Origin of the sequence: Indiicoccus explosivorum (assembly GCF_002167005.1) — a bacterium.
GTDB classification, from domain to species: Bacteria; Bacillota; Bacilli; order Bacillales_A; family Planococcaceae; genus Indiicoccus; species Indiicoccus explosivorum.
Genome location: NZ_NHTN01000065.1, coordinates 1 through 11683 on the forward strand (window position 1 = coordinate 1; position 11683 = coordinate 11683).

At 52.9% G+C, this 11683-nt stretch carries 10 protein-coding genes; 7 read left to right on the plus strand and 3 right to left on the minus strand.

The window, feature by feature from the left end; all coding sequences use genetic code 11:
* Positions 1-139: 139 nt before the first annotated feature.
* Together CCE92_RS14690 and CCE92_RS14695 are read right to left on the minus strand one after the other, a co-directional pair.
* A complete protein-coding gene (locus CCE92_RS14690) occupies positions 140-1741 on the minus strand; it encodes a diguanylate cyclase (RefSeq protein ID WP_162287893.1) in 1602 nt (533 codons plus the stop codon).
* A 112-nt stretch (positions 1742-1853) separates the two neighbouring features.
* The gene (locus CCE92_RS14695) at positions 1854-3407 is read right to left on the minus strand and encodes a BCCT family transporter (RefSeq protein WP_088009272.1); all 1554 of its coding nucleotides are present in this window, start codon (positions 3405-3407) and stop codon (positions 1854-1856) included.
* A 118-nt stretch (positions 3408-3525) separates the two neighbouring features.
* Here CCE92_RS14695 and CCE92_RS14700 point away from each other — a divergent pair, with 118 nt between their 5' ends.
* Both CCE92_RS14700 and hflX read left to right on the plus strand, forming a co-directional pair.
* Positions 3526-4260 carry a VOC family protein gene (locus tag CCE92_RS14700; RefSeq protein ID WP_088009273.1) on the plus strand — a complete coding sequence of 245 codons (735 nt, stop codon included), beginning with the start codon at positions 3526-3528 and terminating at the stop codon, positions 4258-4260.
* Positions 4261-4313: 53 nt separating this feature from the next.
* Complete coding sequence (gene hflX / locus CCE92_RS14705; protein ID WP_088009275.1) at positions 4314-5585, plus strand: GTPase HflX; 1272 nt, start codon at positions 4314-4316, stop codon at positions 5583-5585.
* A gap of 35 nt (positions 5586-5620) precedes the next feature.
* On the opposite strand, the gene CCE92_RS14710 is transcribed toward hflX, so the two are convergent.
* Positions 5621-7339: an ABC transporter ATP-binding protein gene (locus tag CCE92_RS14710; RefSeq protein WP_088009277.1), complete on the minus strand. Its 1719-nt coding sequence runs from the start codon at positions 7337-7339 to the stop codon at positions 5621-5623.
* A gap of 145 nt (positions 7340-7484) precedes the next feature.
* Between CCE92_RS14710 and CCE92_RS14715 the strand changes: the two genes are divergently transcribed.
* From CCE92_RS14715 to CCE92_RS14735, 5 genes are all read left to right on the plus strand, one after another.
* Entirely contained in the window at positions 7485-8300 is an 816-nt protein-coding gene (locus CCE92_RS14715; RefSeq protein ID WP_088009279.1) for a DUF6612 family protein, read from the plus strand.
* A gap of 215 nt (positions 8301-8515) precedes the next feature.
* The gene (locus CCE92_RS14720; RefSeq protein WP_088009281.1) at positions 8516-9466 is read left to right on the plus strand and encodes an ABC transporter permease; all 951 of its coding nucleotides are present in this window, start codon (positions 8516-8518) and stop codon (positions 9464-9466) included.
* Complete coding sequence (locus CCE92_RS14725; protein WP_088009283.1) at positions 9459-10409, plus strand: iron chelate uptake ABC transporter family permease subunit; 951 nt, start codon at positions 9459-9461, stop codon at positions 10407-10409. Before CCE92_RS14720 ends, CCE92_RS14725 begins: the two co-directional genes overlap by 8 nt.
* Positions 10406-11167, plus strand: a complete 762-nt coding sequence (locus CCE92_RS14730) for an iron ABC transporter ATP-binding protein (RefSeq protein ID WP_088009285.1) — start codon at positions 10406-10408, stop codon at positions 11165-11167. The genes CCE92_RS14725 and CCE92_RS14730 overlap by 4 nt, the downstream gene beginning before the upstream one ends.
* 30 nt (positions 11168-11197) lie before the next feature.
* A partial coding sequence (locus CCE92_RS14735; RefSeq protein ID WP_155522845.1) for an ABC transporter substrate-binding protein occupies positions 11198-11683 on the plus strand: 486 nt, incomplete at its 3' end.

An 11683-nucleotide genomic window follows, 5' to 3' on the forward strand; every position in this document is an offset into this window, starting at 1 on the left:
CTGGCTACGTATAAACCGAATCCTGAAATCGAAAGGGAATTCGACGAAACAATGCAGCAGCTTCATGCAGAAAAACAGCATGCATAACAGAAAAACCGCAGCCGGCCGGCTGCGGTTTTTAGTTCAATGCGGCGTTTTCTCAGCGCGCCATGAGACGGCTGATCCGGAGCAGGAGTTCTTCCGCAGTGAACGGCTTGAGAAGATGATCATCCGCTCCATATTCCAGTGCCTTGCCGATATCTTCCCCGGTATTCTTATCCGAAAGCATGGAGATGAAGATGTGGCCGTTCGGATGAGCGGCGCGCACTTCCTGCAGCACTTGCAGACCGTCTATTTTCGGTGAAACGCCATCGATCAGAATCAGGTAATACCTGTTGGGCCTGTACCAGCGGTCATTCAGGAATTCGGTGCCTTGCCGATATGTCCGCAATTTCAGTGTGAAAGGTCCCGGTGGTTCCTCAGCAGCCTGCTTCGTGAGGATGGCCCGGACAAGCGGATCATCATCGAGCAAAATGACTTCCAGAACTTTTTCGCCGGCAGTCCCCATGACTTCCGGGTCGTATATGCAGATGCAGTCCCGCCCCTGTTCCTTGGCATAATACAGGGCCTGGTCTGCTTCATCCGTCAGTTTTTCCATCTGCAGATTGCTCATGCCGGTTTCCGTAATGCCTGCTGAAAATGTAACGCTGAACGTCTCATTGCCTACTGTGAAGTGGTATTTTGCAAATGACGAGCGGATGCGCTGGATGATTTCCCGTGCATCTTCTTTCGTGGTGGACGGTAAAAGGAGCGCGAATTCTTCCCCGCCAAAACGGAAAAGACCGTCCTGTTCCCGAATCGAATTTTTCACGACTTGGGCGAATTCGCGTAGAACCGCATCGCCGGCTGAATGGCCATACGTGTCATTCACCCGTTTAAAATGGTCGAGGTCAAGCAGCACGAATGAAGAAACATCCCGTTTTTTCCGGTAAGCGTGAATATGCTGGGGCATGACATTTTTCAAGTACCGGCGGTTATATGCACCGGTCAGTTCATCCAAGATGACCATCCGCTGGATTTCATTTTTAAAGGAAAGCCGGTTCCGGAAGTAGGGCAGGAAAATCTCCGGATCGATCGGCTTGCCGATGTAATCGATCGCTCCAAGCTCGAAAGCCCGTATCCGGAGATTTTTTGACGGATCGGAAGCAAGCACCACGACGGGTATAAAACTTTTCCGGGCCCGGTCAGCTATCTTGGCAAGCAGTGCAAGGCCATCCATATCGGGAAGGTGCATATCGATCATGACAAAATCCGGCCGCAAATCGTAAAAAAGGTCCATCCCTTTTCGGGCGGTGAGCGCCACAACGACATGGATTCCCTGCGTTTCCAGCATTTCTTTCATGAAGTTAGCGAAACGGAGATCCTGGTCGATCAGCAATACATAAATCTGGCTTTCCGCTTTTTCATTCATCGGAGCGCTCTCGAGGAGCTGCTGCGCCTGATCGATTGCCATGACACGGAGCCGGCTCGCAAGCGCGTGCACTTCTTCATCGCTCAGCCGGTCACTGCTTTCTTCTCCATACAGTTCCATCAGACGGCCCGCCATTTCGGCGATGAGTGTAACGCCGAGCGTTGCGGCTGTCCCGCGCAGTGCGCGAAAAAAGTGATAAACCTCCCGCTCTGTCGGCGGATTTCCCCCTGTCCAGGAAGTGATAGCTGATTTGATGCGATTCCGCAGCTGCTCCTGATATGCTTCGTTCATATGGATCTGCCCCTCTTTCGACCAAAATCCTGATAATGTCAGTATAGCAAAAAAAACCGGCTTTAAACGAAAACAGCGGAAGGAACTGATGAAGTTCCTTCCGCTGTAAAAGTCATTCCGATTGTTTGTTAGCCTCTTTTTCAAGTCTTCTGAACCGCCGGAGATCGGCTTTGCGTATCGGCAGCGGTTCATGGCGCAGCAGTTTTGCCATTGCGACCAGCATCAGCAGTAAAATCAGCGTGAACGGCAAAGCGGATATGAGCGAGGCTGTCTGCAAGGCCTCAAGTCCGCCGGCCCGCAGCAGGACGGCAGCGATCCCTGCCATCAGCACACCCCATACGACTTTAAATACGACCGACGGATTGAGGCTGCCATATGTGGTCATGCTTGCCAAGATATATGTGGCAGAGTCAGCCGATGTCACAAGGAACGTGAAGATCAGCAGAATGGCCAGCCCCGACATGAGCGTATCCAGGGGCAGTTCCTGGAACGTCAGGAACAGGGCGGCTGTCAAATCTGCATCCACCGCTTCGGCGATTCCCGCAGAGAAGTTAAGATCATACCAAATGGCGGTCCCGCCGAAGACAGCGATCCACAGACACGCGATGGCAGGCGGCACGATCAGCACACCGAAGACGAATTCCCTGATGGTGCGGCCCCTCGAGACACGGGCGACGAATGCGCCGACGAACGGCGACCAGGCGATGGCCCAAGCCCAATAGAATACGGTCCAGTCACGCACCCACGTTCCGCCCTGGTAAGGGGTCAGCCGGAGACTGTACTGGATGAAATTCGTCAAGTAATCGCCGAGCGCAAGGACGAACGTCTCCAGGATAAAAACCGTCGGACCGGTGAAGAACACAAAAACCATCAGCAGCAGTGCAAGTCCGAGGTTCAAATTACTCAAATACGCGATGCCTTTTTCCAGTCCTGTCGTAGCGGACAGTGTATAACCGATGAACATGGCCCCGATGACAGCGAGCTGGACGGTGAACGAGTTATCGATGCCGAATCCGACATCGAGACCGCCGGCCATCTGAAGGACACCGAGCCCGAGTGATGTGGCGACCCCCATTACGGTGGCGATGACAGCCAGGGAATCGATCGTGTTCCGGACAATCGGCCGGTTGCCTGTCACAGGTTCAAGCGCAGTCGAAACCAGGCCGTTCCTTTTCTTGCGGAACTGCAGAAAACCGATGACAAGGCCGACGATCGCGAATACAGACCATTGGCTGATTCCCCAATGGAAGAAAGAGTAAGCCATGGCAAGCCGGGCGGCAGGAGCATTCAGCGTGTCGCCATCAGGATACGGAGAAGTGAAGAAGTGGCTCATCGGCTCGGCGATCCCCCAAAATACGAGACCGGCACCGAAACCTGCGGAGAAAAGCATGCCGATCCAAGTGAAAAATGGGAATTCCGGGCGGTCGCTGTCCGCGCCTAACCGGATTCCTCCATATTTACTGACCGAAACGGCGATCAAAAACAGGATGATGATGAACACGGCGAGCAGGAAAAACCAGCCGAAGTTCGTCGTGATCCATACGAGTGCCGCTTCAGCTGCCGCGCCGAACTGATCGGATGCGAATCCGCCGATCAGAACGAGCAGGAAGATGACCGCGGCTGATACAATGAATACAGGATTTTTGAAATTGTTGTCTTTGTCCATAATTCCCTCCTTGAGTTGTTGTCCGTGTAGTTTTTTGTATATCATACCCTTAATGGGCGCGCGAAAACGAAACTGAAGAACGGAGCCTGCCAAATCTGCCGGAAAGGGGAAATGCTGCATGCTGCTGGACCACATCGTCCATGCTACAGGAAAAACGCCTGCGGATACAGTGAAATACTGGAAAGAATTTGGAATGCATACGTCGATTGGCGGACGCCACCTGGACTGGGGAACGCGGAACGCACTTTGTTACACGGCTGACAGCTATATCGAGTGGCTGTCCATTGAAGACCGGGAAGTGGCGGAGGCGGCGGATCATCCGCTGACCCGTTTGCTGCTTCATGACAGGAAAGGGTTCGGGACAATCTGCATCCGGACAGGCGACTTGCGGAAAACGGAGCAGCATCTGCAGAAACAGGGATTCAGGACAAGCGGAATCATGCCTGCAAAGCGGGAGACCGCTTCCGGCACCATCCGCCGCTGGAAGCTTCTTTTCCTTGAAGAGGAAGTGACAGATGCCATTCCTTCACCTTTTTTTATTGAATGGGAGGAAAGTGATCAGGAAAGATACGAAGCGCTCCGCAAAGATGGAACCATCAAGCCATCAAATGAAACACTCCGGATTGAACGCTGTGTTTTCGGGGTGAAAGATCCGGAAGCGGTCCAAGAGAAATGGCGCCGGATGCTCGGCGGTTCCCTGCAGCTCCCGAACGCGCGTCTGGAGTTCCGGGAGGCCGCATCGGAAAAGGAACGGCTGGAAGAAGTCGTTTTTGAAGGCGGCACGGAAACCGTCGAATTCGAGGAAGGCCGCTATGTGATTCCGTCGATGGGTAAGGATGGAACAGTCGGCTGAAAGGGTTTTGCCTTTCTTTTTGGCCGGGTACATGTGAAGAAAGGAGGCCGATTATGGAACGTTTGATCGAAAGAGCGATTATTGCAGGCGTCCAGCTGCAAAATGACATCCATTTTGAATACGAAATGGAAGAACTGCGGAATCTGGCGGAAGCGTGTGATGTGGAAGTGGCAGGGGAAGTCCGCCAAAGCCTGGATCGGGTGAATCCGGCATATTTCGTCGGCAAAGGGAAAGCGGAGGAAATCCGGAACCTGTATGAAGAGACGGAAGCGAATCTTGTCATTTTCAACGATGAGTTGTCGCCGTCCCAAATCCGCAACTTGGAAGAGATTCTGGAGTGCAAAGTCATTGATCGGACGATGCTCATCCTTGATATATTTTCACGGCGGGCAAAGACGCGCGAAGCGCAAGTTCAAGTCGAACTCGCGCAGCTTCAGTACTTGCTGCCGCGGCTCGTCGGGATGCGGGCCTCCCTCAGCCGGGTCGGAGGCGGAACAAGCGGCAGCTCTGCCACCAGAGGGGCCGGGGAAACGAAACTGGAGCTCGACCGCCGGAAGATCGAAGAGCAGATCACCCGCCTCCGGAAGGAGCTGACGGAGATCGGAGGCCAGCGTGAGACCCAGCGGAGACGCCGCGCCCGGAACGCGGTGCCGGTCGTGTCGCTCGTGGGGTACACGAATGCCGGGAAGTCGACGCTCATGAACAGCTTGCTGAACGAGACGGGTTATGCCGAAGCGAAGCAGGTGTTCGAAAAAGACATGCTGTTCGCGACTTTGGAAACGTCTGTGCGGAAAATTGAACTTCCGGATAACAAATCGTTCCTGCTGTCCGATACGGTCGGCTTCGTCTCGAAATTGCCGCACCATCTCGTCCAGGCATTCCGTTCCACGCTGGAGGAAGCAAGAAATGCGGACCTTCTCCTGCATGTGGTCGATGTGTCGGCCGAGGAATACCGCCACATGGTGGAGGTGACGGAGTCGACCCTGCAGGCTGTCGGTGTGGAAAATGTGCCTGTCATTTATGTATACAATAAAGCGGATAAAGCGGATGTCCAGTATCCGAAGGCAAGCGGCGACAGCCTTTGGATTTCCGCGAAAAAAGGGGAAGGACTCGACCTCCTGCTCGGATCGATCCGGAGGCATCTCTATGCTGACTATGTGACATGCCGCCTCCTGGTGCCGTATGACCGGGGGGATATCATGGCAGATCTGAACGAGCGGGCTGCTGTACTGGAGAATGCGTATGAAGAAGAGGGGACGGTCATTAAAGCGGAACTCAGTCCGGTGGATTACGACCGGTTCTCGGAGTTCGTCATCGGGAAATGAAAGAAGAAAGCGCACCGGCTGCCGGTGCGCTTGTTTTACTGCTGAAACTGGATGCGGTGCAGGTTCGCAAAAATGCCGTCCTGCTCGATCAGTTCCTCGTAACCGCCTTCTTCCGCGATCCCTTCCGGCGTGACGACGATGACCCGGTCGGCTTCGCGGATGGTCGCGAGCCGGTGGGCGATGATGAGCGTGGTCCGGTTCTCGGCGAGTTCCGACAGCGCCTGCTGGATGATCCGCTCCGTCTCCGTATCGAGAGCGGATGTCGCTTCATCCAAAATCAGGATCGGCGGGTTCTTCAGGAACGTCCGGGCGATGGCGAGCCGCTGTTTCTGACCGCCGGATAACTTCAATCCCCGTTCGCCGATTTGCGTTTCGTAGCCGTCAGGCAGGGCGAGGACGAATTCTTCAAGGTGGGCCCTGCGCGCCGCTTCGTAAATTTCCTCTTCCGTCGCGCCCCGTTTGCCGTAGGCGATGTTCTCCTTGATGGTCCCCGTGAATAAAAACACATCCTGCTGGACGATGCCGATATGGGAGCGGAGCGACTTCTTCGTCATATCCCGCACATCGATCCCGTCAATGGTAATGGCGCCTTCATCCACATCGTAAAAACGGGGGATGAGCGAGCAGATCGTCGTTTTCCCTGCGCCTGACGGTCCGACAAACGCCACCGTTTCCCCGGAATTGACGTCCAGGCTGACACGGTCGAGCACTTGCTTATGTTCATCGTAGCCGAACGATACCTCACGGAACGCGATATCTCCCTTCAAGGCGTCGACTGTCACCGCATCCTTACGGTCAAGAACTTCCGTCTCCTGTTCGACGAGTTCACGGAACCGGCTGAATCCCGCCATCCCTTTCGGATAAAGTTCGAGCAGCGCGGAAATTTTATCGATCGGTTTGATCAGGACATTCAGGTACAGGACGAAACTGACAAGTTCTCCGTAAGAGAGGCTGCCCTGATAACTGAGCCACGCGCCATAGACGAGGACGATGAGCGTCAGGAGCCGGGTCATCATATAAATGCTCGAATGGGTCGCCGCCATGACTTTGTAAGCCACGAGCTTCGCCCGGCGGAACAGGCTGTTGTCCCCGCGGAAGCGCTCGATCTCGAAGTCCTCGTTCGTGAACGACTGGACGACCCGCGCGCCGGATACGCTGTCCTCGACCCGCGCATTCACATCCGCCACTTTGCCGTACAGCGTCGTCCAGGCTTTATTCATCTTAATATTGCTGTACGTGATGAGCCAGACGAGGAACGGGATCACGACCAGGGTAACGAACGCGAGCTGCGGATTGATCCAGAACATGATACCGAACGCACCGAAGAACGTCATGATGGCAATGAAAAAGTCTTCCGGTCCATGGTGGGCGAGTTCGCCAATATCGAACAGATCCGTCGTGATGCGGCTCATGATGTGGCCGGTTTTCGTGTTATCGAAAAATTTGAATGACTGCCGCTGTACATGGGTGAACAGCTCTTCCCGCATGTCGGTTTCGATGTTGATGCCGAGTTTATGGCCGAGGTAGCTGACGACGAACTGGAGGAACGTGGACAGGAGGAACACCGCGAGCAGCAGCACGCTCACAGTGACGATCATGTTCCAGTCGTCGCCCGGAAGCAGGTCATCGATGAACCACTGGACTGCGATCGGGAACGCGAGCTCCAAGATAGCGACCACCACCGCACTTGAAAAATCGATGATGAACAGCCGTTTGTGCGGCTTGTAATAGGAAAAGAACTGCTTCAGCTTCAATTGCGGTCACCTCTCAAATTTTCTCATCCAAATTATAGTCGAAACAGACCGTAAAACCAATTAAGTTCGCCCGGCTGGAATTTCCGGAACTTTTTCCATGAAGTTCCGTATAACTTAGAAGAGAATGAAAAAGGAGTTGGGCGACTTGAAAAAATGGATTCCGGTGATCGGGACAGGAGCACTCGCATTGGGCCTTGCCGCTTGCGGTCAAGAAACAGAAAGCGGAATGACCGTTGAAGAAGTATTCGCGCAGTCGACAGAAGCGGCAGCCGAAATAGAGAGCCTGCATGCGGACATGGTGATCGAGCAGACCATGGCTTCTGAAGCGGAAGGCATGGACGTGACGACGGATATGGACATGTCGATGGACATGGTGATGGAACCTTTGGCGATGCATCAGGAAGGCACAGTGACAATCAAAGCGCCGGATATGCCGGAAATGCCGATGGAGACAGAGATGTATCTCACATCAGAAGGTATCTACGTCCATGATGCCATGTCAGGCGGCTGGACGAAAATGCCGGCTGAAGAGCTCGAAATGCTGCAGGCTTCAATAGACCAGCAGGCGGCGGATCCGGCTGAACAGCTGGAACAGCTGGAACCGTTCAAGGACGACTTCACGTTCGAAGAGACCGAAGATGCGTATATCCTGACGCTCGACGCGTCCGGCGAAGAGTTCCAGGAACTTTTGGATCAAGAGATGGAAAAGATGGCGGAGCAGCTAGGCACCGAAGCGGCGGCGATGGGAAACATGGAAATCGGCTCCGTCCAGTACGAGGTTCTGATCGATAAAGAGACGTTCATGACGGATTCACTCGCCATGACGATGGATTTTTCCGTGGCTGCTGAAGGCGGGACAACGAATGTGACACAAACGATCCAGTCCGAATTCAGCCAGTTCAACGAAATCGGTGAAATCACCGTGCCGCAGGAGGTGAAGGATACGGCGACAGAACTGTAAAGTTGATTAAAAGGTAAACGCATGCTGCGCGGGCATGCGTTTATTTTTTGTTTTTATTTATGGCAAAGAAATGACAAAACTGGGAAATCGGAATTCCTATTGAAAATCTTTCTCAATAAACCATTGACCAGAATTAATATGGTGATATACTAACAGTGGTAATGATAATCATTTTCATTGAGAAATGATTAATTTTTATTAAATGAGGGTCAGTGATGAAAAAACGTTATTTGCTGCCCGCTCTGATCATTTTGTCGCTCGTTTCACTGTTTGTCGGTGTCAGTGATATCCGGCCGCTTGATCTGCTGAATCCCGGATCCGAGGAATTCCAGATTTTTACAATCAGCAGAATTCCCAGATTGGTCGCCATCTTGCTGGCTGGCGCGGGAATGAGCGTGGCGGGTCTGATCATGCAGCAGCTCAGCCGCAATAAGTTCGTATCACCGACGACGGCAGGGACTCTCGATGCCGCCCGTCTCGGAATCCTTGTTTCCATTCTGCTGTTCGCTGAAGCTTCCACGATGTCGAAATTAGCGATCGCTTTTGCATTCTCACTCGGCGCCACGCTTCTCTTTATGCAGATTCTGGACAGAATCAAGTTCAAGGACGCCATCTTCATTCCGCTCGTCGGTCTGATGTTCGGAAACATTCTGTCGTCGGTCGCGACATTTTTCGCGTACCGGGCGGATGTGATCCAGAATATGTCTGCTTGGCTTCAAGGCGATTTTTCGATGATCATGAAGGGCAGCTATGAGCTCCTCTACATAAGCGTTCCGGTTTTTCTGATTGCGTACATGTACGCGAATCGTTTCACAGTCGCAGGGATGGGCGAGGATTTCGCGCGTAATCTCGGCATGAATTACCGACTGGCAGTCAATCTGGGGCTCATACTTGTTGCGCTGATCACTGTGACGGTCGTGTTGACGGTCGGTATGATTCCGTTTCTCGGCCTGATCATTCCGAATGTCATTTCGATATTCAAAGGGGACCACCTGCAGAAGACACTGCCGCACACTGCCATGCTCGGTGCCATATTCCTGTTGGTGTGCGATATTCTCGGACGGCTTCTCATTTATCCGTATGAGATTTCCATCAGCCTGATGGTCGGCGTCATCGGAAGCTTTGTATTCCTGTACTTGCTGTTTAGGGGGAAAGCATATGCGTGACACCTCTAAACTCCTGGTGCTGACAATCCTTGCCCTGTCGTTCAGCGGGATTTACCTGTTCCATGACTTGAACGGAAGCTTCGATTACGCGCTGCCGAGGCGCGGAGTGAAAGTGGCTGCAATGGTCCTTACGGCTGTGGCGATTGCCTATGCGACAGTAGTGTTCCAGACGATCACCCATAACCGGATCCTGACGCCGGGGATCATGGGAATGGATGCGCTGTACATGCTGCTTCAGACCATCCTTGTGTTTTTCCTGGGCTCCACACACATCACCATCATCAACAAACAGTTGAATTTCGCGCTGTCCACTGCAGCGATGGTCGTGTTCGCCCTGCTGTTCTACCGGTTTCTGTTTAAAAAAGGCAGCAGGCCGATTTATTTCCTGCTGCTCGTCGGCATCATTCTGGGAACTTTTTTCGGCAGTATTTCCACGTTTTTGCAAGTGCTGATCGATCCGAATGAATTCCAGATCATCCAGGACCGGATGTTCGCCAGCTTCAATAATGTAAATGAAGAACTTGTGTGGACATCGTTCGCTGTGACGGGTGTGCTGATTCTGGCCGCCTGGCGGCAAAATCCTTACCTTGATGTACTGTCACTGGGAAGGGATACCTCGATCAATCTCGGTGTCGATTATGATTCGATTGTGCGGCGTATGCTGATTCTGGTCGCTGTGCTGATCGCTGTTGCGACCGCGCTCGTGGGGCCGATCACTTTTTTCGGACTCATCGTCGCCAATCTCGCTTATCAATTTTTCTCGTCGTATAAGCATTCAGTTGTCATTGCCGGTTCCGCGCTTATCAGCATTGTGGCGCTGACCGGAGGCCAATGGGTCGTGGAGCGGATCTTTACGTTCTCCACCACGCTTAGCGTCATCATCAATTTCATCGGCGGCATTTACTTTATTTACCTGCTGCTAAAGGAGAGTCGGAACGCATGATCCAAGTACGGGAACTGTCCAAGTTTTACGGAAAGAAATCTGTGGTCGAAAAAGTATCGGTCGATATCCGCCGCGGTCAGATCACATCGTTCATCGGACCGAATGGTGCGGGGAAATCGACGCTGCTGTCCATGGTGAGCCGGCTGATCGATGCGGATACCGGAAGTGTACTCGTCGATCAGTCGGACGCGAAGAAAATGAAGTCCGGGGATTTTTCGAAGCGGGTATCCATTTTAAAGCAGTCGAATTACATGAACGTCCGCCTGACTGTCCGGGAGTTGGTGGCATTCGGTCGCTTCCCTCACTCGAAAGGCCGGCTGACAGCGGAAGACGAAGAGATGATCACCCGGTCCATCAATTACATGAACTTATCGGACATGGAAGACCGGTACCTGGACGAGCTTTCAGGCGGGCAGCGCCAGCGGGCGTTCGTCGCCATGGTCATTGCCCAGGACACGGATTATATCCTGCTGGATGAACCGCTGAATAATCTTGACATGAAGCATTCGGTCCAGATCATGAAAATTCTGCGCCGTCTCGTCGATGAACTCGGAAAGACTGTTGTCATTGTTCTCCATGATATTAATTTTGCCTCCGTCTATTCCGACCGGATTGTGGCGCTGAAGGATGGGCGCGTCGTGCGGGACGGGCCGACGCATGAAATCATCCAGTCGGAAGCGCTGAAAGAAATTTACGATATGGATATTCCCATCCAGCAAATGGATAACTGCCGGATCTGTGTTTACTTTAATTCCTGACACCAATATGAAATGAAGGAGAGAAAAACGATGAAAAAATGGATGTTACTATTAATGGCGGCTGCCCTCCTGCTTGTGCTCGCGGCATGCGGAGAAGAGGAAGCGGCCGACACAGCAAATGCCGCGGCGGCCGAAACGATTACGATTGAACATAAGCTCGGGGAAGCGACGTTTGAAAAAGATCCGGAAAAAGTCGTGGTGTTCGATTTCGGTGTGCTCGATACGATGGATGAACTCGGTGTTGAAGTGGCTGGTGTACCGCAGATGCTGATTCCCGACTATTTGTCGAAGTACAGCGGAGAAGACTATGAGAATGTCGGCAGCCTTAAAGAACCTGATTTTGAAGCGATCCATTCTTTGGATCCGGATCTGATCATCATCTCCGGCCGGCAGGCGGATCTGTATCAGGAATTCACGGACATCGCCCCGACGCTGTATGTCGAACAGGATACTTCCAACTACATGGAGTCCTTTGAAGCGAATATGGCCATGATCGGCGAGATCTTCGGCAAGGAA

Coding starts and splice junctions, on each gene's coding strand:
- CCE92_RS14690 (WP_162287893.1), bottom strand. CDS start 1,741: ATGAACGAAGCATATCAGGAGCAGCTGCGGAATCGCATCAAATCAGCT.
- CCE92_RS14695 (WP_088009272.1), bottom strand. CDS start 3,407: ATGGACAAAGACAACAATTTCAAAAATCCTGTATTCATTGTATCAGCC.
- CCE92_RS14700 (WP_088009273.1), top strand. CDS start 3,526: ATGCTGCTGGACCACATCGTCCATGCTACAGGAAAAACGCCTGCGGAT.
- hflX (WP_088009275.1), top strand. CDS start 4,314: ATGGAACGTTTGATCGAAAGAGCGATTATTGCAGGCGTCCAGCTGCAA.
- CCE92_RS14720 (WP_088009281.1), top strand. CDS start 8,516: ATGAAAAAACGTTATTTGCTGCCCGCTCTGATCATTTTGTCGCTCGTT.
- CCE92_RS14725 (WP_088009283.1), top strand. CDS start 9,459: ATGCGTGACACCTCTAAACTCCTGGTGCTGACAATCCTTGCCCTGTCG.
- CCE92_RS14730 (WP_088009285.1), top strand. CDS start 10,406: ATGATCCAAGTACGGGAACTGTCCAAGTTTTACGGAAAGAAATCTGTG.